19 protein-coding genes are annotated in these 24,830 nt (G+C 69.3%); 11 read left to right on the top strand and 8 right to left on the bottom strand.

The features are described from left to right. Positions 1–11: 11 nt before the first annotated feature. Both ACZ6WN_RS27295 and ACZ6WN_RS27300 read right to left on the bottom strand, forming a co-directional pair. Positions 12–1,295: a tetratricopeptide repeat protein gene (locus ACZ6WN_RS27295; RefSeq protein WP_465869246.1), complete on the bottom strand. Its 1,284-nt coding sequence runs from the start codon at positions 1,293–1,295 to the stop codon at positions 12–14. 61 nt (positions 1,296–1,356) lie between these two features. Next, positions 1,357–2,391: a LacI family DNA-binding transcriptional regulator gene (locus tag ACZ6WN_RS27300; RefSeq protein ID WP_465869248.1), complete on the bottom strand. Its 1,035-nt coding sequence runs from the start codon at positions 2,389–2,391 to the stop codon at positions 1,357–1,359. A gap of 232 nt (positions 2,392–2,623) precedes the next feature. On the opposite strand from ACZ6WN_RS27300, the gene ACZ6WN_RS27305 reads away from it, so the two are divergent. From ACZ6WN_RS27305 to ACZ6WN_RS27350, 10 genes are all read left to right on the top strand, one after another. Further along, positions 2,624–6,550, top strand: coding sequence for a GH92 family glycosyl hydrolase (locus ACZ6WN_RS27305; RefSeq protein WP_465869249.1), 3,927 nt, complete (start codon positions 2,624–2,626; stop codon positions 6,548–6,550). A 60-nt stretch (positions 6,551–6,610) separates the two neighbouring features. After that, a complete protein-coding gene (gene uvrC, locus ACZ6WN_RS27310; RefSeq protein WP_465869250.1) occupies positions 6,611–8,587 on the top strand; it encodes an excinuclease ABC subunit UvrC in 1,977 nt (658 codons plus the stop codon). A gap of 3 nt (positions 8,588–8,590) precedes the next feature. Then, positions 8,591–9,457 carry an RNase adapter RapZ gene (gene rapZ, locus ACZ6WN_RS27315; RefSeq protein ID WP_141792971.1) on the top strand — a complete coding sequence of 289 codons (867 nt, stop codon included), beginning with the start codon at positions 8,591–8,593 and terminating at the stop codon, positions 9,455–9,457. 2 nt (positions 9,458–9,459) lie between these two features. Then, positions 9,460–10,440, top strand: coding sequence for a gluconeogenesis factor YvcK family protein (locus ACZ6WN_RS27320; protein WP_465869252.1), 981 nt, complete (start codon positions 9,460–9,462; stop codon positions 10,438–10,440). Between the two features lie 60 nt (positions 10,441–10,500). Next, on the top strand, positions 10,501–11,487 hold the full coding sequence (gene whiA, locus ACZ6WN_RS27325) for a DNA-binding protein WhiA (protein WP_045547796.1): 987 nt from the start codon (positions 10,501–10,503) through the stop codon (positions 11,485–11,487). A gap of 184 nt (positions 11,488–11,671) precedes the next feature. Continuing rightward, on the top strand, positions 11,672–12,670 hold the full coding sequence (gene gap, locus ACZ6WN_RS27330; protein ID WP_465869254.1) for a type I glyceraldehyde-3-phosphate dehydrogenase: 999 nt from the start codon (positions 11,672–11,674) through the stop codon (positions 12,668–12,670). 38 nt (positions 12,671–12,708) lie between these two features. Further along, positions 12,709–13,932, top strand: a complete 1,224-nt coding sequence (locus ACZ6WN_RS27335; protein ID WP_465869256.1) for a phosphoglycerate kinase — start codon at positions 12,709–12,711, stop codon at positions 13,930–13,932. Then, a complete protein-coding gene (tpiA, locus tag ACZ6WN_RS27340) occupies positions 13,932–14,741 on the top strand; it encodes a triose-phosphate isomerase (RefSeq protein ID WP_465869258.1) in 810 nt (269 codons plus the stop codon). The genes ACZ6WN_RS27335 and tpiA overlap by 1 nt, the downstream gene beginning before the upstream one ends. Positions 14,742–14,771: 30 nt before the next feature. After that, the gene (gene secG / locus ACZ6WN_RS27345) at positions 14,772–15,002 is read left to right on the top strand and encodes a preprotein translocase subunit SecG (protein ID WP_008357155.1); all 231 of its coding nucleotides are present in this window, start codon (positions 14,772–14,774) and stop codon (positions 15,000–15,002) included. Positions 15,003–15,134: 132 nt separating this feature from the next. Then, positions 15,135–15,494, top strand: a complete 360-nt coding sequence (locus ACZ6WN_RS27350) for an RNA polymerase-binding protein RbpA (RefSeq protein ID WP_008357153.1) — start codon at positions 15,135–15,137, stop codon at positions 15,492–15,494. Positions 15,495–15,600: 106 nt separating this feature from the next. On the opposite strand, the gene ACZ6WN_RS27355 is transcribed toward ACZ6WN_RS27350, so the two are convergent. From ACZ6WN_RS27355 to tkt, 6 genes are all read right to left on the bottom strand, one after another. Then, entirely contained in the window at positions 15,601–16,569 is a 969-nt protein-coding gene (locus tag ACZ6WN_RS27355; protein ID WP_465869260.1) for a type IV toxin-antitoxin system AbiEi family antitoxin domain-containing protein, read from the bottom strand. Between the two features lie 103 nt (positions 16,570–16,672). Next, positions 16,673–17,857, bottom strand: coding sequence for an endonuclease (locus ACZ6WN_RS27360; RefSeq protein WP_465869261.1), 1,185 nt, complete (start codon positions 17,855–17,857; stop codon positions 16,673–16,675). Positions 17,858–18,004: 147 nt separating this feature from the next. Then, a complete protein-coding gene (gene pgl, locus ACZ6WN_RS27365; RefSeq protein WP_465869263.1) occupies positions 18,005–18,745 on the bottom strand; it encodes a 6-phosphogluconolactonase in 741 nt (246 codons plus the stop codon). Then, positions 18,742–20,397: a glucose-6-phosphate isomerase gene (gene pgi / locus ACZ6WN_RS27370; protein WP_465869265.1), complete on the bottom strand. Its 1,656-nt coding sequence runs from the start codon at positions 20,395–20,397 to the stop codon at positions 18,742–18,744. The genes pgl and pgi overlap by 4 nt, the downstream gene beginning before the upstream one ends. After that, a complete protein-coding gene (gene tal, locus ACZ6WN_RS27375; protein ID WP_465869266.1) occupies positions 20,394–21,500 on the bottom strand; it encodes a transaldolase in 1,107 nt (368 codons plus the stop codon). Before tal ends, pgi begins: the two co-directional genes overlap by 4 nt. A gap of 3 nt (positions 21,501–21,503) precedes the next feature. Further along, positions 21,504–23,615 (bottom strand): transketolase, encoded by a 2,112-nt coding sequence (gene tkt, locus ACZ6WN_RS27380; protein WP_465869268.1) that lies wholly within the window; start codon positions 23,613–23,615, stop codon positions 21,504–21,506. 172 nt (positions 23,616–23,787) lie between these two features. On the opposite strand from tkt, the gene ACZ6WN_RS27385 reads away from it, so the two are divergent. Further along, complete coding sequence (locus ACZ6WN_RS27385; RefSeq protein WP_465869270.1) at positions 23,788–24,726, top strand: heme o synthase; 939 nt, start codon at positions 23,788–23,790, stop codon at positions 24,724–24,726. Positions 24,727–24,830: the final 104 nt, after the last annotated feature.

Raw genomic sequence — 24,830 nt, forward strand, 5'->3', positions numbered from 1 at the left:
CCTCGGGAGGCTCAGGTGCGCGCGAGCGCCTGAGCCCGCCACAGCTCGTCGCGCGGGGAGCGGCGGCGGTCGAGACGCGCATCGAGCAGCACCCGGGCCTCGTCCCAGCGGTCGGCGCGGAGCAGGGCGGCGATGCGCGCCTCCTCGATGATCTCCCGCTGCGCGTCGGAGCCGCCGAGGCGGCGGATCGACGGGGCGAGCGCGGCGAGCCGGTCGGCGGCGGCCGAGTTCTCGTCGCGGGCCATCAGCCCGAGGGCCTCGGCGAGCGGGGAGACGACGGTGGCCATGGTCGGGTGTACGTGCCCGGCGGCCCACGACCTCAGCTCGTCGAGCGCACCGGCGTCGCCGGTGGCCAGGTGGGTGACCGCGGTGTGCATCGCCAGGAACGGCGTGGCGGGCCGGGTCATCGTCTCGCGGCCGGTGACCCGCACGACCTCGGCGATGTCGGGCACGTCGCGAGCGCCCGGCGTGAGTGCCCAGCGGAAGAGCAACGAGCCGGAGTCGACCAGCGCCCGGCAGCCCAGCGCGTGGCCGGGCTGGAGCTGGGTCTGGTAGCGGCGGCGTACGGCATCCAGGTCGCCGAGCGAGAGCTCATGGAGCGCGGCGTGCCAGGAGAAGTGGGACAGCGAGTCGATCTGGGCACCGTCGCCGAGCACCCACGTCGACATCCACGCGAGACCCGCCTGGTGGTCGCCGGTCTCGTAGTGGGCGTGGGCACGGGCATGGGCGGAGTGGCCGGCCCCGGGCTCCACCGCCAGCGAGGCGCAGGAGAGCGACATCGCGTCGTCGAAGCGGCGCTGCTCCTGGCGTACGAAGGCCAGCAGTCCGGCGAACCACCAGTCGTCACCGTAGGCGGGCGCGGCGCGCTCCACGATCGCCCACGCCTCCTCAGGCACCTCGGTCGCCCCGGCGAAGGCGATCGTGGGCACCGCGGTCGAGAGCAGCAGCGCGTCTCGCGGGAAGGCCGCCAGATGGTCGATCAGCGGCCGCGGGTTGCCGCCGATGTGGGCGTCGACCGCGTGGACGTGGCTGCGCTCCCGCTCGGTCGCCCGCTGGGCGTGGAGCCGGGCCTGCCGCAGGCGCGCGTCGACGTCGACGGGAGCGCACATCTCGTGTCCGAGCAGCGCCAGCGCCGCATGTCCGAGCGCGAACGTCGGGTCGAGGACGATCGAGGCCGCGAAGGAGGCGAGGGCGCCGTCCCGTAGACGAAGCACATCGAGCAGCCCCTGGGAGTAGGACAGGGCAGCTTCGTCACTGGTGGTCAGCGCGTATCCGTAGCGGTCACGACAAGGCACATAACCATACTAGACCACTAGACTTTAAAACCCAGGTCTGGCGTGGCCGATTTCCCCAGACTCAGGGAGCCGGGAGCTCGCCGGAGCCCCGGGGAATCAGCCGAGCGCCGATGGTGACCGTCTGCGGCGGGCCCGCGGTGTCGCCGGCGATGCGCTGGAACAGGAGTCGCGCGGCGGCCGCGCCCATGGCGCCGGGGTCCTGGGCGACGACGGTGAGCCCCGGCTGGAGGAGATCGCCGAGCTCGACGTCGTCGAACCCGACCAGGGCCAGTCGGGTGGAGCGCCGGGCCAGCTCGCGCAGGACGCTGACGGTGGTGCGGCTGTTGCCGCACAGCAGCGCGGTCGCCGGCGAGGGCCCGGTGAGGAGCCGGTCCAGCGCGTCGGCGGTCGAGGCGGGCGAGGGCGGTGCCTGGGTGACGAGCTCCTCGGCGAACTCGATCCCGGCGGACGCCAGCGCCTCGCGGTAGCCGCGGAGCCGCTCGCCGGCGGTGTAGATCTCGGGTGCGTCGCCGATGAAGCCGATCCGACGATGCCCGTGGGAGAGGAGGTGCTCCACTCCACGCCGGCTGCCGCCGAGGTTGTCGGTGAGGATCATGTCGGCCTCGATGTCGCCGGGCGGGCGGTCGACGAAGACGACCGGGATGCCGGCTCGCATCTCGGGGAGGAGGTAGGAGTGGCTGGTGCCGGCCGGCACGACGATGAGGCCGTCGACGCGCCGCTCGCAGAACGCGAGGGCGAGCTCGCGCTCCCGGTCGGCGTCCTCGGCCGAGGAACCGGCGAAGACCATCGTCCCGTGCTGGCGGGCGACCTCCTCGACCGCGCGGGACAGCATCGAGTAGAACGGGTCGGCGACGTCCTCGAGCAGCAGCCCGACGGTGCCGGAGCGTCCCTGTCGCAGGCCGCGCGCACCGGCGTTGGGTCGGAACCCGAGCTGGGCGATCGACTCGAGCACCGCCGCGCGCAGGTCGTCGTTGACGTTGGACTCGCCGTTGACCACCCGTGAGACCGTCTTCAGGCTCACCCCGGCCGACGCCGCGACGTCCTTCATGGTCGGGCGGCGCTGCTGACGGGTCTGCTCGGACGAGGGTGATGCCACGTGCTCAGCGTAGACGCCGATCCGAGCGCGACAACGATGTCTCAATTCTTCCCGTGTGTCGGCACAGATCTCCGTTCTTCCCAAGACTCCCCGCGTAAATCCTTCGCAAACCTCGTTGACAACGTTGTCATCCCACGGTTCCATCTGGGATGGCCCCCATGTGAAGGAGATCACACCGATGCACCGTTGGGACGCACCACGCAGAACGAGAGGCCGGGCCCGCCTGGCCGCCATGATCGCCGCCACGGCGACGCTGATGGTCGCGATGAGCGGCACCGCACCCGCGCTCGCGACCCCAGGCGCACCTGACCCGACCGCGCCGAGGTCCGACACCGCCGACCCCCAGCGAGCCGCGGAGGGCGGTGACTGGGAGACCTCCTTCGAGGAGGACGACCCCCAGCCCAGCTGGGCCGACCTCGTCGACACCGACGACGACGGTGACCCCCGCACCGCGGGCGTCACCGGACCCGACCCCTTCGGCATCCCCGGCGACATCTCCGAGCACATCACCGGCGTCACCGCCAGCGGAGAGAACACCGGCTCGGGCGAGGGGGCCGCCGAGCTCGTCGACGGCGACATCAACACCAAGTGGCTCACCTTCGCGACCACCGGCTGGGTGCAGATCGAGCTCGACCAGCCCCTCAGCGTCGTCAGGTACGCCCTCACCTCGGCCAACGACGCCGCCGAGCGCGACCCCAGGGACTGGGTGGTCCAGGGCTCCACCGACGGTCAGGCCTGGACGACGCTCGACACCCGCACCGGCCAGTCCTGGGACGAGCGCTTCCAGACACGGGAGTTCGAGATCGCCTCCCCGCAGGCGTACTCCCACTACCGCATCGACATCTCCGCCAACCAGAGCGGCGGCATCATCCAGCTCGCCGAGTGGCAGCTCTCCGACGGCTCCGAGCCCCCGCCGCCGCTGAGGAACATGACCAGCCACCCCGACGACGGCCCCGCCTCGGCGTACGCCGCGAAGTCGAAGGTCGGCTTCACCGGAACCCACGCCTTCGAGTACGCCGGCAAGATCACCGAGGACAAGGGTCACTCCTACAACCGCGTCTTCGACGTCGACATCCCGGTCGGCAAGGAGACCGAGCTGTCCTACCTGGTCTTCCCGGAGTTCATCGAGGGCGACCTGAGCTACCCGAGCACGTACACGGCCGTCGACCTGGCCTTCACCGACGGCACCCTGCTCTCCGAGCTGGGCGCGCTCGACGCGCAGGGCTACGTACTGTCCCCGAAGGGCCAGGGCGAGTCGAAGTCGCTCTACACCAACCAGTGGAACAAGAAGACCTCCGTCATCGGCGAGGTCGCCGCGGGCAGGACGATCGACCGCATCCTGGTCGCCGTCGACGCGCCGAGCGGCCCGACGAAGTTCCGTGGCTGGTACGACGACATCGCGATCACCGCCTCCCCGGAGGAACCGCAGGTGACCAGCCGCGTCGACTACGCCGTCACCACCCGCGGGACCCAGTCGAGCGGGAGCTTCTCGCGCGGCAACAACATCCCGGCGACCGCGGTCCCGCACGGCTTCAACTTCTGGGCGCCGATGACCAACGCCGGCTCGCTGTCGTGGTTCTACCGCTATCACCAGGACAACGACGCCCAGAACCGGACCAGCCTGCAGGCGCTGACGCTGAGCCACGAGACGAGCCCGTGGATGGGTGACCGGCAGACCTTCCAGGTGATGCCGTCTGCGGCCGAGGGAACCGCCGACCCGGGACGCAACGCGCGCGAGCTCACCTTCGAGCACGAGAACGAGACCGCCCGGCCGTACTACTACAAGGTCGGCTTCGACAACGGCCAGAGCGCCGAGATCGCACCGACCGACCATGCGGCCGTGTTCCGGTTCACCTATCCCGGCGACGATGCGAGCCTGGTGTTCGACAACGTCAACAACGACGGCGGCCTGACCCTCGACCCGGCCGCGGGAACCCTGCAGGGCTTCACCGACACCCGCAGCGGCCTGTCCAACGGCGCCACCCGGATGTACGTCTACGCCACGTTCGACCAGCCGGTCACCGGCGGCGGGAAGTACGCCACCGGCGAGCGCCCGAACGTACAGGGCCATCTCGAGTTCGACGCCGGCGCGGACCGGACCGTGACGATGCGCATCGCCACGAGCCTGATCGGCATCGACCAGGCCAGGCGCAACCTCGAGCTCGAGGTCGCCGAGGACTCCTTCGACACGGTCAAGGAGAAGGCGAAGGCGCTGTGGCAGGACAAGCTCGACGTCCTCGACATCCAGGGTGCGACCAAGGACCAGAAGACGACCGTCTACTCCAACCTCGCCCGGCTCTTCCTCTACCCCAACTCGGGCCACGAGAACACCGGCACCGCCGACGAGCCGGTCTGGAAGCACGCCGTCCAGTCGACCTCCGGTGACACCAACCCGCCGGGGACCACGCCCACCCACACCGGGGCCGACATCGTGGACGGCAAGGTCTATGTGAACAACGGCTTCTGGGACACCTACCGCACCACCTGGGCGGCCTACTCGCTCCTGGAGCCGAGCCAGGCGGCCGAGATGGTCAACGGCTTCGTGCAGCAGTACAAGGACAACGGCTGGATCTCGCGCTGGTCCTCGCCGGGCTACGCCAACCTGATGACCGGCACCAGCTCGGACGTCTCCTTCGCCGACGCCTACGTCAAGGGGGTGAAGGGGATCGACGCCGAGGCCGCCTATGCGGCCGCGGTGAAGAACGCCACCGTCCGGCCCCCGGGCTCCGCGACCAACTCCAACGTCGGCCGCAAGGGCATGCAGACCTCGGTGTTCCTCGGCTACACCCCCGCGGCCGTGAGCGAGGGCGTCTCCTGGGGGCTCGAGGGCTACATCAACGACTACGGCATCGGAAACATGGCCGCGAAGCTCGCCCGGCGCGACGGGATCTCCGCCGCCGAGCGGAAGCGGCTGCGAGAGGAGTCGGAGTACTTCCTCAGCCGGGCCCGCAACTACGTCAACACCTTCGACACCAAGGTGGGCTTCTTCCAGGGCCGCAACGCCGACGGCACCTTCAAGAAGTCGCCGGCGGACTACAACCCGCTGGTGTGGGGCAGCGACCACGACTACACCGAGACCAACGGCTGGAACTTCGCGTTCCACACGCCGCAGGACGGCCAGGGCCTGGCCAACCTCTACGGCGGTCGCGGCGCGCTCGCGACGAAGCTGGACACCTTCTTCTCGACCCCGGAGACGGGGGAGTACCCCGGCTCCTACGGCGGCATCATCCACGAGATCCGGGAGGCCCGGGACGTACGCCTGGGGCAGTGGGGCTTCTCCAACCAGGTCAGCCACCACATCCCGTGGATGTACAGCTACACCGGCCAGCCCTGGAAGACGCAGGAGATCGTCCGCGAGACGCTGCGCCGGATGTACACCGGCTCCGAGATCGGGCAGGGCTACGCCGGTGACGAGGACAACGGCGAGACCTCGGCGTGGTACCTCTTCTCCTCGCTCGGCCTCTACCCGCTCCAGATGGGCAGCGAGAACCTCGTGCTCGGCTCGCCGCTGTTCACCAAGGCCACCCTCCACCTCGAGGGCGGCAAGGATCTGGTGATCAAGGCCCCGAAGAACAGCAACAGGAACATCTACGTCCAGGGCGTCGAGATCGACGGCAAGCGGTGGGACAAGACGTACGTCTCCCACCAGGAGCTCGCCGACGGCGGCACCATCGAGTTCGACATGGGCTCGAGGCCGTCGCGCTGGGGCACCTCGCCCGGCGCCGTCCCGCCGTCGCTGACCAGCGGCTCGGAGCCGGCCACGCCGATGGCCGACAGGTCCGGTGCGGGCAAGGGCACGGTGTCGGTGAGCGGCAGCGATGGCGAGACGCTCGTCGACGACGACTCCGGGACGCAGACGACGGTGGCCGGCGACGGCTGGGTGGAGTACCGGTTCTCCGGCGGCAGGCCGCCGGTGTCCTTCTATACCCTCACCAACGGCGCCGACGGTGGCTCGCCGAGCGGCTGGGTCGTCAAGGGGTCCGACGACGGCACCGACTGGAAGGTCCTCGACCGGCGCTCGGGTGAGCGGTTCGACTGGCAGCAGGCCACCCGGCCGTTCAAGCTCGGGTCGGCGTCGAGGTTCAGCCGGATCCGGATCGAGTTCACCGGGTCGGCTGCCGACCGGATCACGCTCTCGGAGGTGGAGCTGCTCGGCTAGCCGACCCGGGCACGTCGACGTACCGCCGGCCTGTCGGTCCTCGCCGATAGGCTGGCGGACGTGCCCGATCCGCAGAGCTATCGCCCCAAAGCGGGGGACATCCCCACCCAGCCCGGGGTCTACCGGTTCCGCGATCCCAAGGGGCGGGTGATCTATGTCGGCAAGGCGATCAACCTGCGCCAGCGGCTCGCGAACTACTTCCAGCCGATCCCCAGCCTGCACCCCCGCACGGCGACGATGGTCACCACCGCGGCCAGCGTCGAGTGGACGACGGTCAACAACGACATCGAGGCGCTCCAGCTCGAATACACCTGGATCAAGGAGTTCGACCCGCGGTTCAATGTGAAGTACCGCGACGACAAGTCCTACCCGTGGCTCGCGGTCACCGTTTCCGAGGAGTTCCCGCGGGTCATGGTCGGGCGCGGGGCCAAACGCAAGGGCACCCGATACTTCGGCCCCTACGGCCACGCCTGGGCGATCCGCGAGACCGTCGACATCCTGCTGCGTGTCTTCCCGATGCGCTCGTGCAGCAACGGCGTCTTCAAGCGCTCGCAGCAGATCGGCCGTCCCTGCCTGCTCGGCTACATCGACAAGTGCACCGCCCCGTGCGTCGGCAACATCTCCGCCGAGGAGCACCGCGAGATCGTCGACGACTTCTGCGACTTCATGGCCGGCCACACCACGACCTTCATCAAGCGGATCGAGAAGGAGATGTACGCCGCGTCAGAGGCCCTCGACTTCGAGAAGGCCGCGCGGCTGCGTGACGACCTCGGCGCGATGCAGCGTGCCCTGGAGAAGCAGGCCGTGGTGCTCGGCGACGGTGCCGACGCCGACGTCATCGCGCTGGCCGAGGACCCGCTCGAGGTCGGCGTGCAGATCTTCTACGTACGCGGCGGCCGCATCAAGGGCCAGCGCGGCTGGGTCGCCGACCGGATGGACGACGCCGACACCGCCGGCCTGGTCGAGCACTTCCTGCTCCAGCTCTACGCGGGCGAAGACGCCGAGGCGATCCCGCGCGAGATCCTCGTCCCGGCGCTGCCACCCGACCACGAGACCCTCGAGGAGCTCCTCTCCGACGTCCGCAAGGCGAGGGTCAGGATCCGGGTCCCGCAGCGCGGCGACAAGAAGACGCTCCAGGAGACCGTGGCGAAGAACGCCGAGCAGGCCCTGGCGCTCCACAAGACCAAGCGGGCCAGCGACCTGACCACCCGCAACCGGGCGCTGGAGGAGATCCAGGAGGCGCTCGAGCTCGAGGAGGTGCCGCTGCGGATCGAGTGCTACGACATCTCCCACCTGCAGGGCACCGAGATCGTGGCCAGCATGGTGGTCTTCGAGGACGGCCTCGCCCGCAAGTCGGAGTATCGCCGGTTCATCATCAAGGGCCAGGACGGCTCCGACGACGTCCGGGCGATGCACGAGGTGATCACCCGGCGGTTCAAGCGGCTCCTCGATGAGCAGTCGACCTCGATCGTGTCCACGGAGGTCGAGGGGGCGAACGGCCCGATGCTGGTCGACCCGGAGACCGGCCGGCCGCGGAAGTTCGCCTACGCACCGGGCCTGGTCGTCGTCGACGGCGGCGCGCCCCAGGTGGCCGCCGCCCAGCGAGCCCTGGCCGAGCTGGGCATCGACGACATCCCGGTCGTCGGCCTGGCCAAGCGCCTGGAGGAGGTCTGGGTGCCCGGCGAGGAGGACCCGGTCATCCTGCCGAGGTCCTCCGAAGGGCTCTACCTGCTGCAGCGGGTCCGCGACGAGGCGCACCGGTTCGCGATCACCCATCACCGCGGCCGTCGCTCGAAGTCGATGGTGGAGAGCCTGCTCGACGACGTACCCGGCCTCGGCGAGGTGCGCCGCAAGACCCTGATGAAGCACTTCGGCTCGCTCAAGAAGCTCCGGGCCGCGACCGTCGAGGAGATCGCCCAGGTGCCCGGCATCGGGCCCGGCACCGCGACCGCGATCAAGACCGCTGTGGAGCAGACGGCGAAGAATGGCAAGGTTAGCGCCATCAACGTCACCACCGGCGAGATCATCGAGGAGTAGGTCATGCACAAGGGGGAGGTCGTCGTCATCACCGGCATGACCGGTGCCGGGCGGAGCACCGCCGCCAAGGAGCTGGAGGATCTCGGCTACTACGTCGTCGACAACCTGCCGCCGAGCCTGCTCCCGCAGGTGGTCGAGCGGGTCGACGCGGCCCGGGGCCCGGAGCAGCCGGTGGCGGTCGTGACCGATGTACGTTCGGGGTCGTTCTTCGCCGAGCTCGAGGAGATCGTGGCGAAGGGAGCCACCGGGCGGCGTACGACGCTGGTCTTCCTCGACGCCGCCGACGACACGCTGGTCCGCCGGCAGGAGGCCGCGCGACGGCCGCACCCGATGCAGCGAGGCAACGAGCGGCTGCTGGACGCGCTGGAGCGGGAGCGGGTGGTGCTGGCCAGCCTGCGCGGTGCCGCCGACCTGGTCATCGACACGACCCAGCTCAACGTGCACCAGCTCACCGCGCGGATCGCTGAGGCGTTCGGCACTCCCGAGCGGACGACGCTGAAGGTGTCGGTGGTGAGCTTCGGGTTCAAGTACGGGATCCCGGTCGACGCCGACTTCATGGCCGACATGCGTTTCCTGCCCAACCCGCACTGGGTGCCGGAGCTGAAGGACGGCAACGGACGTGACAACCCCGACGTCGCCGCCTACGTCTACTCGCGCCCTGGTGCGGAGGAGTTCCTGAGCGGGTATGTTCCGGTGCTCATCGGAGTGACCAAGGGCTATCTCCACGAAGGAAAGAGGTTCATGCGCGTGGCGATCGGGTGCACGGGCGGCAAGCACCGCAGCGTGGCGATGGCGGAGGAGATCTCCAGGCGGCTGCGAGATGCCGGCCTGGATGCGAAGGCGATCCACCGAGACCTCGGGCGGGAGTGAGAGTGGCCGGGGCCGACCGACCCGGGGCAGAAGCCCAGGCCGTCGTCGCCCTGGGGGGAGGGCACGGACTGCACGCATCGCTGAGCGCGCTGCGTCTGCTGGTCGACGACCTGACCGTCGACCAGCTCACCGCGATCGTCACGGTCGCCGACAACGGCGGCTCGAGCGGCCGGCTCCGACGGGAGTTCGGTGTGCTTCCGCCGGGCGACCTGCGGATGGCGCTCGCCGCGCTGTGCGGCGCGGACCGCTGGGACGACACCTGGGCGCAGGTGCTGCAGCACCGCTTCGCCGGTGAGGGCGAGATGCGCGGTCACAACCTCGGCAACCTGCTGATCGTGGGCCTGTGGGAGCAGCTCGGCGACCACGTCGAGGCCCTCGACTGGGTCGGCCGCCTGCTGGGCGCCAAGGGCCGGGTCCTGCCGATGGCGCTGGTCCCGATGGACATCGTCGCCGACGTACGCGGCCTGGTGCCCGGGTCTCCCGAGGCCCTCACCTCGGTGCAGGGGCAGGTCGAGGTCGCCAGCACCGACGGGAAGATCGAGTCGATCCGGCTCATCCCCGACAACCCGCCCGCCGCTCCGGATGCGGTCGCGGCCATCTGCGAGGCGGAGTGGGTGTTCCTGGGGCCGGGCTCCTGGTTCACCTCGGTCCTGCCGCACCTGATGGTCCGCGCCCTGCGCGAGGCCCTGGTCGCGACCTCCGCGAAGATCGTCGTTGTGCTCAACCTCGGCGAGCAGCCGGGGGAGACGACCGGCTTCGGCCCCGCCGAGCACCTCTCGGTCCTCCTCGAGCACGCCCCCGACCTCCGCATCCACACCGTCCTGGTCGACTCCTCCCTCGACGGCCTCGACGAGCTGTCGCGGGTCGCCGAGAAGTGCGGCGCACAGGTCGAGGTCGCCGACGTCGCCGTCGGCGACGGGACCCCTCGTCACGACCCGGAGCGGCTCGCCGCCGCGTACGCGAGGGTGATCGGGGCGGGTTAGCGCGGCCTCTGGGGTGGAACCGATTCGAGGGTCGTTGACAACAATGAAAGACTCTCCGGCATGGCGATGACGGGACAGGTGAAGGCAGAGCTGGCCTCCACTCAGATCACCAAGACATGCTGCCGCAAGGCAGAGGTTGCCTCGACGTTGAGGTTCGCTGGGGGGATCCACATCGTGGCCGGCAGGATCGTGGTCGAGGCTGAGCTCGACACCGGTCTGGCCGCCAGGAGACTGAAGCGAGACATCGCCGACGTCTTCGGCCACGAGGCAGAGGTGGCTCTCATCCAGGCGAGCGGGCTTCGTAAGGGCAGCCGCTACATCGTGCGCGTGGTCAAGGACGGTGAGGCGCTGGCGCGCCAGACCGGCCTCCTCGACCAGCGCGGGCGACCGGTGCGGGGTCTTCCCCCTGCCGTCGTCTCGGGCGGGGCCTGCGACGCCGTCGCCGCCTGGCGCGGGGCGTTCCTGGCCCACGGCTCGCTGACCGAGCCGGGTCGCTCCTCCTCGATGGAGGTGACCTGCCCCGGCTCGGAGTCGGCGCTGGCTCTGGTCGGCGTAGCCCGTCGGATCGGCATCTCCGCCAAGCCCCGTGAGGTCCGCGGCGTGGACCGCGTCGTCATCCGCGACGGTGACGCGATCGGCCAGCTGCTGACCCGTCTGGGTGCCCACGAGTCGCTGATGGCCTGGGAGGAGCGCCGGATGCGCCGCGAGGTACGTGCCACCGCCAACCGGCTGGCCAACTTCGACGACGCCAACCTGCGCCGCTCGGCCCGTGCGGCCGTCGCTGCTGGAGCGCGCGTCGAGCGCGCCCTGGAGATCCTCGGTGAGGACATCCCCGACCACCTGCGCCAGGCCGGCAAGCTCCGGCTGGAGCACAAGCAGGCCTCCCTCGAGGAGCTCGGCCAGCTCCACGACCCGGTGCTCACCAAGGACGCCATCGCCGGCCGCATCCGCCGTCTGCTCGCGATGGCCGACAAGCGGGCCGAGGAGCTCGGCATCCCCGACACCGAGGCGTCGCTGACCGCGGAGATGCTCGCCGAGGACGCCTGAGGAGCGCTTCCCCATTCTCGACCCGGCCCGAGCCCCTCGTGTATCCGAGGGGCTCGGGCCGTTTGCTACTCGTCCGTCTTTTGGAACGATCCAACCCAGTCTCCCGCTGTTCAGAGGGGCTGGGTAGTGTCGGCGTCAGCGGGTGATCCCGCGCACAATCTTTCGACGCGAACCAGGAGTCCACGTGACAGTTCGAGTAGGCATCAACGGATTCGGCCGGATCGGCCGCAACTTCTTCCGCGCGGTGCGCGCCTCCGACCTCGACATCGAGATCGTCGGTGTCAACGACCTCAGCGACAACGCCACCCTCGCGACGCTGCTGAAGTTCGACTCGATCCTCGGTCCCCTCGGCGCCGACGTGTCCGCCACCGAGGACGCGATCGTCGTCGACGGCAAGGAGATCAAGGCGTACGCAGAGCGTGACCCGGCCAACCTCAAGTGGGCCGACCTCGGCGTCGACGTCGTGATCGAGTCCACCGGCTTCTTCACCGACGCGACCAAGGCCCGCGCCCACGTCGACAACGGCGGCGCGAAGAAGGTCATCATCTCCGCACCGGCGAAGAACGAGGACGCCACCATCGTCCTCGGCGTCAACGAGGGCGTCTACGACCCCGAGGCCCACACGGTCATCTCCAACGCCTCCTGCACCACCAACTGCCTGGCGCCGCTGGCGAAGGCGCTGCACGAGGGCATCGGCATCAACCAGGGCCTGATGACCACGGTGCACGCCTACACCGCCGACCAGAACCTGCAGGACAACATCCACAAGGACCTGCGCCGTGCCCGCGCGGCCGCGCTCAACGTGGTGCCCACCTCGACCGGCGCCGCCAAGGCGATCGGCCTGGTGCTGCCGGAGCTGAAGGGCAAGCTCGACGGCTACGCGCTGCGTGTGCCGGTGCCGACCGGCTCGATCGTCGACCTCTCCTTCGAGGCCTCGCGCGAGACCTCGGTGGAGGAGATCAACTCGATCATGGAGAAGGCCGCCGACGGGAAGTACCTCGTCTACTCGACCGACCCGATCGTCTCCTCCGACATCGTGACCAACCCGGCGTCCTCGATCTTCGACGCTCCGCTCACCAAGGTGATCGGCAACCAGGTCAAGGTCGCGGCGTGGTACGACAACGAGTGGGGCTACTCCAACCGGCTCGGTGACCTGGTGGCGTACGTTGGCGCGAGCCTGTGACCCAGCGACCCACCTCACAGGTTAGGGTCTAGCCCGTTATGTCTCTGAATCTCACGCAGCTCATCGAGCAGGGTGTCGCGGGCAAGCGCGTTCTCGTGCGCTCCGACCTCAACGTCCCGCTGGAAGGCACCACGATCACCGACGACGGTCGCATCCGTGCCTCGGTGCCCACGATCAAGGCGCTGGCCGACGCCGGCGCCAAGGTCGTGGTGGTCGCCCACCTCGGTCGCCCGAAGGGGGAGCCGGACCCGGCCTACTCGCTGGCGCCCGTGGCGGTCCGCCTCGGTGAGCTGCTCGGTGCCGAGGTCGCCTTCGCGACCGACACCGTCGGCGACTCCGCCAGCGCGGTCGTCGGCGGCCTCGCCGACGGCCAGGTCGCGCTGCTGGAGAACGTACGCTTCAACCCCGGTGAGACCAGCAAGGACGACATCGAGCGGGCCACCTTCGCCGCCGAGCTCGCCGCTCTGGCCGACGCCTTCGTCTCCGACGGCTTCGGCGTGGTCCACCGCAAGCAGGCCTCGGTCTACGACGTCGCCAAGCTGCTCCCGAGCGCACTGGGCGACCTGGTGGCCACCGAGATCGACGTGCTCAAGCGGCTCACCGAGACCCCCGAGCGGCCCTATGTGGTCGTCCTCGGTGGCTCGAAGGTCTCCGACAAGCTGGGCGTGATCGACAACCTGCTCGGCAAGGCCGACAAGCTGCTCATCGGGGGCGGCATGGTCTTCACCTTCCTCAAGGCCCAGGGCAACGAGGTGGGTCAGTCGCTGCTCGAGGAGGACCAGATCCTCACCGTGCTCGGCTACCTCGAGCGTGCCGAGGAGATCGGCGTCGAGATCCTGCTGCCGACCGACATCGTGGTCGCCGACTCCTTCGGCGACGAGGCCTCCGCCCGCGTGGTCGCGGCCAACGCGATCCCGTCCGAGTCGCTCGGGCTCGACATCGGTCCGGAGTCCGCGCAGACCTACGCCGCCGCGCTCGAGGGCGCGAAGACGGTCTTCTGGAACGGTCCGATGGGCGTCTTCGAGCAGGCTGCCTTCGCCGAGGGCACCCGCGCGGTGGCCCAGGCGCTCACCACGATCGACGGCCTCTCGGTCGTCGGCGGTGGTGACTCCGCCGCGGCGATCCGTCAGCTCGGGTTCTCCGATGACCAGTTCGGTCACATCTCCACCGGCGGCGGCGCCTCGCTCGAATACCTGGAGGGCAAGACCCTTCCGGGCATCGCCGTGCTCGAGGAGTCGACGCTGGCCGGGGGACTGGGCTGATGGCGGCCAAGAAGGCGGCCGCGGGGCGCACCCCGCTCATCGCCGGCAACTGGAAGATGAACCTCAACCACCAAGAAGCGGTGGTGCTGGTCCAGAAGCTCGCCTGGACGCTCTCCGACAAGCGCCACGACTTCGCTGCCGTGGAGGTCGCGGTCTTCCCGCCCTTCACCGACATCCGCTCGGTGCAGACGCTGGTCGACGGCGACAAGATGCGCATCACCTACGGTGCCCAGAACGTCTCGACCCATGAGTCCGGCGCCTACACCGGCGAGATCTCGGCCTCGATGCTGGCCAAGCTCGGCTGCTCCTACGTGATCGTGGGTCACTCCGAGCGTCGTGAGCACTTCGGCGAGACCGACGAGATCGTCGCGCAGAAGGCGAAGATCGCGCTCAAGCACAACATCGTCCCGATCGTCTGCGTCGGCGAGGGCCTCGAGGTCCGCCAGGCCGGCAACCACCTCGAGCACTGCACCGCTCAGGCCGAGGCATCGCTGGCCGGGCTCACCGACGCCGAGGTCGCGCAGGTCGTGATCGCCTACGAGCCGGTCTGGGCGATCGGCACGGGGGAGACCGCGACGGCGCAGGACGCCCAGGAGGTCTGCGCCGGCATCCGGGAGCGCCTGGAGAAGCTCTACGGAGCGGAGATCGCCGGTGGCGTACGCATCCTCTACGGCGGCTCGGTGAAGCCCAACAACGTGGCCGCGCTGATGCAGGAGGGCGACGTCGACGGCGCCCTGGTCGGCGGCGCAAGCCTCTCCGTGGAGGACTTCGCGGCGATCTCCCGTTACTACGACCTACCGGTGCTGTAGGTTTGCCGCTCTCCAGATAGGATTTCAGACGTGGAACTTCTCTTCACCATCATTCTGGTCATCGCGAGCGCGCTGATGATCCTGCTCGTGCTGCTCCACAAGGGCCGCGGTGGCGGACTCTCCGACATGTTCGGTGGCGGTGTCTCGAGCTCGCTGGGTGGATCCTCGGTCGTCGAGCGCAACCTCGACCGACTCACCATCGGCATCGGTGTCATCTGGTTCGCCTGTGTGATCGCGCTCGGCCTGCTGATGGCCTACTGAACCATTCCCCTTCAGCGCACGCGCGATAGCGTCTAAACTCATCGACGCTGGACGGAGATTTTGCCGTCCGATTCCCCCAAAGTGGCCTCTCGGGGCTGCGAACTTTAAGTTGAGAGAGGACACCGCAGCACCATGGCAGGTGGAGGGAACGCGATTCGGGGCTCCCGAGTCGGTGCTGGGCCGATGGGTGAGGCGGAGCGTGGCGAAGCTGCCCCGCGAAAGGCCGTCACCTACTTCTGCGCCAACGCACATCGCTCGGTCATCACCTTCGCCGTCGAGGCGACGCCACCGGACTCCTGGGACTGCCCCAAGTGTGGGCTCCCGGCTGGTCTGGACGAGGAGAACGCGCCCCCGGCGCCGAAGATCGAGCCTTACAAGACCCACCTCGCCTACGTGAAGGAGCGCCGCTCCGACGCCGAGGCCGAGGACATCCTGGAGGAGGCCATCGCCCTGCTCCGCTCCCGCCGCAAGTCCGGCGAGATCATCTTCTGAACACCCGCCGAGTCGGCTCGTTCTGACATGAATCGGTGCCGAGTCGGCTCGTTATGACGAGCCGACTGGGCACCGGATGTGGTCAGGACGAGCCGACTCGGCGGTTTCAGGCGGCCGTCGCGTCGGCAAGGCGCTGGTGGGCGCGGTCGCGCAGCCGCCGCAGTCGTACGCCGGGGTCAGCGAGTCTGCGGAACGTGTCGTCCTTGGTGAAGACCTCGATGAGCCAGCCGTCATCGATCATGTCGGCTCGCCGGCTCCGGTCATGCTCCAGCTGCTCGGGGGTGCTGTGCCATTCGGCCCCGTCGTACTCGACGCCGATCTTCAGGTGCTCGTTGCCGAGGTCGAGGCGTCCGAGGAACCGGCGTCCTCGATGGACCTCGAGCTGAGGTACGAGATCGAGGCCTCTCACCTCTTTCGACCAGATCCGCAGGACCGACTCCGGAGGTGACTCCGCTCGACCATCGGCGAGTGGTCCGACCGCTCTCAGCGTGGTGACGTACCGCTGTCCACGGAACCTGTTGATCCCGGCGAGGAACTCGCCAGGATCGTAGTGGCCGAGCCGATGCACCTGGTCGATCCCGGCGATGGCCCGTTCTGGCCACCGCACCCGGCCGACGTCCCAGGCGGTGCGGAGTGCGCTGGTCACCAGCAGACCGTCGATCTCGAGGATGTCGTCCTTGACGAAGGTGCGCTCGCCGCTGGCAGCGAGGTCGTTGCGCAGACGACCACGGCCGGCAGGAAGGAAGACCGAGAGAGGCTGCAGGTCGAGGTGCTCGCCCGGCGCGAGCATCATCTCGGCGCCGAGGAGCCAACCAGCATGCCGGTCGACCACCACGGCGTCCTCGGGAACGACGAGCTTGAGCCCCGCGACGCGCAGCGCGAGCGAGTCGCCCGCCTCTGTGGCCAGATAGACCCCCTTGATCAACCGCCGGATGAGTCCGAGGTGCACGAGCTCGCGCAGCTGTCGGTGGGTCACGCCCGAATCGAGCGCCATCTTCGTGGTGAACGGCAGGGTCGCGGCCAGCGGGAAGTCGGCGCCGAGCGTACGGGTGAATCGCATCTGTTCAATGTCCATGCGCCCAGCATGAGCGGGACCACCGACAATTCCGCCGAGTCGGCTCGTCATGACGAGCCGACTCGGCGCGGAATCCGGTCAAGATGAGCCGACTCGGCGGGGGTTAGCAGGTGGCGCCGAAGATGGAGTCGGCGTACTCGGGGTGGTCGATGAACGGGTTGCGGTTGTGCTGGTAGGTGGAGTAGATCGTGTTGTTGCGGGTGCGCTCGGCGGCGGTGACGGGGTCGGCGCTGTGCCAGGCCAGGAGGACGCAGACCTTGCCGAGGTAGCTGGTCGAACCGTTGACGGAGTTGTTGAGCTCGAGGTCGGCGAAGCCGTCGTCGCCGTTGTAGCGCACGGCCATGTAGAGGATGCCGCGGGCGAGGTCGCCCTTGACGCTGTCGCGCGGCTCGAAGGAGTCGGCGTCGCTCCAGCAGTCGCTGCACTCCGAGACTGCCGAGCCACCGAGGTCGAAGTCCTTGTTGCCGCGGGTGGAGTTGACGGTGACGTCCTCGGGCAGCAGGTGGTGTACGTCGGTGCCGGGGCCGTTGCTCGTGCCGAAGTCGCCGTGGCTCTGGGGCCAGGTGTGCTCGCGGTTCCAGTTGTTGGCGTCGCCGCCGTTGTTGGTCTTCGGTGTGGAGACTCCGGAGTAGAACTCGATCACGTTCGAGGAGTTGTTGGGGTCCTGGTCGAGCACCTTCAGCGCTTCCCAGACCGCGCTGTAGGACAGGGTGGTGTGGCCGTCGATGATGTTGTGCAGCGCCGACTTCAGTGCCGAGCCGGACAGACCTGTGGCCGAGTCGTAGTAGCCCGCCGGGATGTTGGGATCCGGGGTGGGGCTGGCGGTGGGGGTGGGTGTGGGGGCCGGCGTGGAGCCGGCGAACGCGAAGGCGGTGCCGTTCTTGTGGCCGGGATGGGAGAAGTACGCCGTCAGGGTGCCGGTGACATCGATCTGACGCCCCTTCAGGCTCGGGTTGGACCGCAGGCCCCACGAGCTGCGGAAGGCGTCGGGGATCTGCACGTAGAGCATCCTCGACGTGCTGGTCTCCGTGGCTGAGTCGGCGATCGCGAGGGCGTAGTCGTTGGGATAGCTGCTGGTCACGACGGTGTTGGTCGCGGTGGGCTGACCGACGACGTAGCCGCGTACCGTCGCCGTCGAGCCGTTCTGGGTGGCGATCGCCGTGGATACGGTGATCGTGGCCGCCTGGGCCGGGGCGGTCGTGATGACGACCGCCATGAAGCTCGCCAGGGCGAGGGCAACGAGGCTGGCCAGGGTGAGGCGCAGCCGCCGAGAGGCGCTGAAGGACATGCTCGGATGGTGGCAGCCGGCAGGTGCGCGCGGAACCCGATGCGGGAAAGATTTACCTGCAGTTAGCAACCTGGGTAACGGAGTTCCCGAGACATTTGCGCCGACTCGACGCGCCTGGGCGGGGCAGACGCGCCGGGTCGGCGGCGGTCAGAGCTTCGAGGCGGCGGCCCGGTCCAGGAACCAGGTCGTCTCGGTGGTGCCGGTGACGCCGGTGGCGGGGATCTCGGTGACCGGTGCGCCGGAGTGGGCCTTGGCCACCGCTTCGGCCTTGCCCTCACCGCTGACCAGGAACCAGACGGTCGTGGAACGGCGCAGCGCCTCGAACGTGAAGGTGATGCGCTCGGGCGGGGGCTTGGGGGAGCCGGTGACGCCGACGGCGATCGCGTCCTTCGCCTCGAGCTGCGGGAAGCCGGGGAAGAGGGAGGCGATGTGGCCGTCGGGCCCGACGCCGAGCATGAGGATGTCGAAGCCGCCGGAGCCGTGCCGGCGTACGTCCTCGGAGAACTGCGCCGCGGCCTCGTCGACGCTCAGGCCGGAGTCGGTGGCGGGCATCTCGTGGATGCGGTGGTCGGGCACGCCGACCTCGGTCAGGAAGGCGGCACGGGCCTGGCCGGCGTTGCGGTCGGGGGAGTCGGCGGCGACGTAGCGCTCGTCGCCGAAGAAGAACTCGACCGCGCCCCAGTCGACACCCGACTCGGGAGCGAGACGCGCGATCTCACGATGGATCGCCTCGGCGATGGTGCCACCGGTGAGTCCGATGGTGGGGACGTCGCCGGCCGCCTGCAGGTCGGCGAGGCGGCTGAGGAACTCTCCGGCAACGGCCGAGGCCAGCGCCTCGGCGGTCTCGTGGACCTCGATAAGTGACTCGGGATGACCGTCGCTGGTCACGTGCGCTTCTCTCTGTAGTAGGCGATGAGGGACTGGGTGGAGGTGTCCTGCTGTTTGGCGGTCTCGACATCACCGGAGACCGCCGGGCTGATCTGCAGGGCGAGCTGCTTGCCGAGCTCGACGCCCCACTGGTCGAAGGAGTCGATGCCCCACACCACACCCTGGGTGAAGGTGATGTGCTCGTAGAGCGCGATCAGCTGCCCCAGCACGTGCGGGGTCAGAGCCGGCGCCATGATCGAGGTGGTCGGCCGGTTGCCGGAGAAGACTCGGGCGTTGACGATGTTCTCCGCGGTGCCCTCGGCGCGCACCTGCTCGGCGGTCTTGCCGAAGGCGAGTGCCTGGGTCTGGGCGAAGAAGTTGGCCAGGAACAGCTCGTGCACGTCGATGTCGCCGTCCGCGAGCGGATAGGCGGGGTTGGCGAACGCGAGGAAGTCGGCCGGGATCACCCGGGTGCCCTGGTGGATCAGCTGGTAGAACGCGTGCTGGCCGTTGGTGCCGGGCTCGCCCCAGAACACCTCGCCGGTGTCGGTGCTCACCGCGGTGCCGTCCCAGCGAACCGACTTGCCGTTGGACTCCATGGTCAGCTGCTGGAGGTAGGCCGGGAACCGGTGCAGCAGCTGGGAGTAGGGCAGCACGGCGTGGGTCTGGGCGTCGAAGAAGTTGACGTACCAGACGTTGAGGAGACCCATCAGGGCCGGGACGTTCTGGGCGAGCGGGGTGGTGCGGAAGTGCTCGTCGATCGCGTGGAAGCCACCGAGGAACTCGGCGAAGCCCTCGGGGCCGACGGCGATCGCCAGGGACGTGCCGATCGCGGAGTCGACCGAGTAGCGGCCGCCGACCCAGTCCCAGAAGCCGAACGCGTTCTCCGGGTCGATCCCGAAGCTCGCGACCTTGTCCAGGGCGGTCGAGACCGCGACGAAGTGCTTTTTCACCGCGTCGGCGGCGTCCACGTCGTCGCCGAGCGCGTCGAGGAGCCAGGCACGCGCCAGCCGGGCGTTGGTCAGCGTCTCCAGCGTCGAGAAGGTCTTCGAGGAGACGACGAACAGGGTGGTGGCGGGGTCGAGCCCCTTCAGCTTCTGGGCGGCGTCGGTGGGATCGATGTTGGAGATGAAGCGGCACTCGATCTCGGGGTGACGGAACGGCTCCAGCGCCTCGTACGCCATCACCGGGCCCAGGTCGGAGCCGCCGATGCCGATGTTGACGACCGTGTGGATCCGCTCCCCGGTGACGCCCTTCCACTCACCCGAGCGGACCCGGTCGGCGAAGGCGTACATCTTCGCCAGGGTCTCGTGGACCTCGGGGACGACGTCGGTGCCGTCGACCACCAGGGAGGCGTCGGACGGGAGGCGGAGGGCGGTGTGGAGCACCGCCCGGTCCTCGGTGACGTTGATGTGTTCGCCTGTGAACATGGCATCGCGCCGCGCCTCCAGGCCGACCTGCTCGGCGAGCGTGAGGAGGGTGGCCAGGAGGTCGTCGGTGAGGAGGTTCTTGGAGAGGTCGACGTGGAGATCGGCCGCCTCGAAGGTGAAGCGTGAGGCCCGGCCGGGATCATCGGCGAACCACGAGCGCAGGTCGGGCTCGAAGCCTGCCCGCAGCTCGGTGAGTGCCTTCCAAGCGTCCGTCGTGGTCACGTCGACCGGGCCATCGCTCACTGCTTGACCGCCTCGATCTGGCCGACGACGGTGTCGACGAGCTCGGTCCAGGAGGCCTTGAACTTGTCGACGCCCTCGGTCTCCAGCACCAAGAAGACGTCGTCGATGTCGACCCCGACCGAGCGCAGCGACTCGAAGACCGCTGCCGCCTCGGCGCCCTTGCCGGTGACGACGTCGCCCTTGACCTCGCCGTGGTCGGCGAAGGCCTCCAGGGTCTTCTCCGGCATCGTGTTGACGGTGTCGGCGACGACCAGCTCGGTGACGTAGAGGGTGTCGGGGTAGTCCGGGTTCTTGACCCCGGTCGAGGCCCACAGCGGCCGCTGGGCGTTGGCGCCCTCGGCGGCCAGCGCGGCCCAGCGCTCGCCGGCGTGGACCTCCTCGAAGGCGGCGTAGGCGGCGATGGCGTTGGCCACCGCGGCCTTGCCGCGCAGCGCGGTGGCCTCAGGGGTGCCGATCGCCTCGAGCCGCTTGTCGATCTCGGTGTCGACCCGGGAGACGAAGAACGACGCCACGCTGCGGATCGTGGACAGGTCCTTGCCGGCCGCCTTGGCCTGCTCCAGACCGGTCAGGTAGGCGTCCATCACCGCCCGGTAGCGCTCCACCGAGAAGATCAGGGTCACGTTGACCGAGATGCCCTCGGCGATCGCGGCGGTGATCGCCGGCAGCCCCTCGAGGGTTGCCGGGATCTTGATCAGCACGTTGGGGCGGTCGACAGCGGCCCACAGCGCCTTCGCGGAGGCGATGGTCGCGTCGGTGTCGTTGGCCAGCGTGGGCTCGACCTCGATCGAGACCCGGCCGTCGTCCTTGGTCGCCTCGGCGACCGGCGCGAGGATGTCGCAGGCGTTGCGTACGTCCTCGGTGGTGAGGCCGAAGATGACCTCGTCGACGTTCTTGCCGTCGGCCACCAGCGAGCGCAGCTGCTCGTCGTAGCGCTCACCGTTGGCGATCGCGGCGGCGAAGATGGTCGGGTTGGTGGTCACCCCGACGACGGACTTCTCCTTGACGAGATCGGCGAGGTTGCCGGTCTCGATCCGCTCGCGGGAGAGGTCGTCGAGCCAGATGGATACGCCGGCCTCGGCCAGCGCCTTGAGACGATCAGACATATTTCATGCTCCCTTGTTGATGGCGGCGAGGCTCTCCTTGGCGGCCGTGACGACCGCCTCGGGGGTGAAGCCGTACTCCTTGAACAGCAGCGCACCGGACGCCGAGGCGCCGAAGTGCTCGAGCGAGACGATCCGGCCGGCGTCGCCGACGTACTCCCGCCAGCCCTGCTTCACGCCGGCCTCGACGCTGACGCGCGCCTTGACGCTGGGCGGGATCACCGAGTCGCGGTAGTCCTGGTCCTGGGCCTCGAACCACTCCAGGCAGGGCAGCGAGACGACCCGGGCGCCGATGCCCTCCTTCGCCAGCTCCTCGCGGGCGGCGACGGCGTACTGCACCTCGGAGCCGGTGCCGAGCAGCACCACGTCCACGGTCCCGGTGGGGGAGTCGAGGAGCACGTAGCCACCCTTGGCCACGCCGCTCGTGTCGGCGAAGCCATCCTTCCCGCGCGGGAAGGTCGGCAGCGCCTGACGGGTCAGGATGAGCGCCGAGGGGCGGTCGTGGTGCTTGAGCACCTCGAGCCAGGCGGCGGCGGTCTCGTTGGCGTCGGCGGGACGGACCACGTCGAGACCCGGGATGGCCCGGACCGCGGCGAGGTGCTCGACCGGCTGGTGGGTCGGGCCGTCCTCGCCCAGACCGACCGAGTCATGGGTCCAGACGTGGATCACCGGCAGCTTGGACAGGGCCCCGACGCGTACGGCGCCGCGCATGTAGTCGGAGAACTGGAAGAACGTGCCGCCGAAGGCCCGGGTGGGCGAGTGGGCCACGATGCCGTTGAGGATCGCGCCCATGGCGTGCTCGCGGATGCCGAAGTGGAGCACGCGCCCGGCGTAGGGGTCGCCCTTCCACTCGTGGGTGGAGCGGTCCTCGGGGACGAAGCTGGGCGCACCGGAGATGGTGGTGTTGTTGGAGCCGGCGAGGTCGGCCGAGCCGCCCCACAGCTCGGGCAGCACCGGCGCCAGCGCGTTGATCACCTTGCCGGAGGCGGCGCGGGTGGCGATGCCCTTGGCGTCGGCCTCGAAGAACGGCAGCGCGTCGGCGATGCCGTCGGGGAGCTCCCCGGCCTGCAGCCGCGCGAGCAGCTTGGCGCCCTCCGGGTTGGCCTCGGCCCAGGCGGCCTCCTGCTCACGCCAGGCCTGCTCGGCCTGCTCGCCGCGCTCGATGAGCTTACGGGTGTGGGCGAGCACCGCGGGGTCGACGTCGAAGGACTTGGCCGGGTCGAAGCCCAGCACCTCCTTGGTCGCGGCGACCTCCTCGGCGCCGAGCGCCGAGCCGTGGGCGGCCTCGGTGTTCTGCGCGTTGGGGGCGGGCCAGGCGATGATGGTGCGCAGCAGGATCAGCGACGGCTGGTCGGTGACCTCGGCGGCGGCGTTGATCGCGTCGTAGAGCGCCGGGACGTCCTCGGCGTAGCCGGTGCCGTCGTGGGTCCAGTCGACCTCCTGCACGTGCCAGCCGTAGGCCTTGTAGCGGGCCGCCACGTCCTCGGTGAACGCGACGTTGGTGTCGCCCTCGATCGATATCCGGTTGGCGTCGTAGATCATCGTGAGGTTGCCGAGCTTCTGCGTGCCGGCGATCGAGCTGGCCTCGGAGCTGACGCCCTCCTGCAGGTCGCCGTCACCGGCCAGCACGTAGGTCTTGTGGTCGAACGGGCTCGGCTGGTCGACCGGGGTGTCCGGGTCGAGCAGGCCGCGCAGCCGGCGCTGGGCCATCGCGATGCCGACGGCGTTGGCGACACCCTGGCCGAGCGGGCCGGTGGTCACCTCCACGCCGCGGGTGTGGCCGCGCTCGGGGTGACCCGGGGTCAGCGAGCCCCAGGTGCGCAGGGCCTCCAGGTCGCCGAGCTCGAGACCGAAGCCGCCGAGGTAGAGCTGGATGTAGAGGGTGACGCTCGAGTGGCCGACGGAGAGCACGAACCGGTCACGGCCGAGCCAGTCGGTGTCGGCCGGGTTGTGCTTCATCACCTTCTGGAAGAGCAGGTACGCCGCCGGGGCCAGGCTCATCGCGGTGCCAGGGTGGCCGTTGCCGACCTTCTGCACGGAGTCCATGGCGAGAACGCGGACGGTGTCCACGGCCTTGCTGTCCAGATCGGTCCACTCGAGTACAGGTTTGGTGCTCACGAGGTGCCTTTTCAAAATCGTAGAAATCCGCTGGGGACATTTCTTGGGCTGGCCGTGGGGGCTGCCGAATCCGAGCCTACTCACGCTCGGGGTTAGACTGCGAGCCGCATGCTGTGAACTGCTTGTACGAGCCGCATGTGACGCCTCAACCCGAACGAGAAGGATCTTCTCAGTGACGCACGTCGAACAGCCGGTCCCCGACCTCGACCAGCGTAGCGACCGCGCGTCAATGCGCGACGTCATCTCGGCGTACGTCTCCCTGACGAAGCCCCGCGTGATCGAGCTGCTGCTGCTGACCACCGTTCCGGTGATGTTCTTCGCCGCCCAGGGTGTCCCGGGCGTCGGCCTGGTCGCGGCCACCGTCGTCGGCGGGATCTTCTCGGCCGGTTCGGCCTCGGTCTTCAACTGCGTCTACGACCGTGACATCGACGAGCAGATGAGGCGTACGCGACGCCGGGCTCTGCCGCGGCACGTGGTCACCCCGCGGGCTGCCCTGGTCTTCGGGTCCGTGCTGGCCGTGCTGTCGGTGCTGGTGCTCGGGTTCTTCGTCAACTGGCTCTCCGCGGGCCTGTCGCTGGCCGCCAACGCGTTCTACGTCTTCGTCTACACGATGCTGCTCAAGCGGCGCACCACCCAGAACATCGTCTGGGGCGGCATCGCCGGTTGCTTCCCGACCCTGATCGGCTGGACCGCGGTCACCAACCAGGTCTCCTGGGAGCCGCTGATCCTGTTCATGGTCGTCTTCTTCTGGACCCCGCCGCACACCTGGGCCCTCGCGCTGCGCTACCGCGAGGACTACGCGCAGGTCGACGTGCCGATGCTGCCGGTGGTCAAGTCCGCCCGCCACGTGGGCGGCCAGATCGTGGCGTACTCCTGGATCATGGTCGCCACCTCGCTGCTGCTGTGGCCCATCGCCTCCACCGGCTGGCTCTACCCGGTCGCCGCCGTCGGCCTCGGCGCCGTCTTCCTCGTCCAGGCCCACCAGCTGCACGCGCGTGCAAAGGGCACCGAGGACCTCACCAAGATCCGCCCCATGCAGCTCTTCCACTCGAGCAACCTCTACCTGTCGCTCCTCTTCGTCGCTCTCGCTGTCGACCCGCTGATCCGCTGACCCGGCTCCGCCGAGGCGTCGGTTAGGTCGGGCGAGGCGTCGGTTAGGTCGGGCGAGGCGTCGGTTAGGTCGGGCGAGGCGTCGGTTAGGTCGGGCGAGGCGTC

Source organism: Nocardioides sp. NPDC054178, assembly GCF_055585005.1.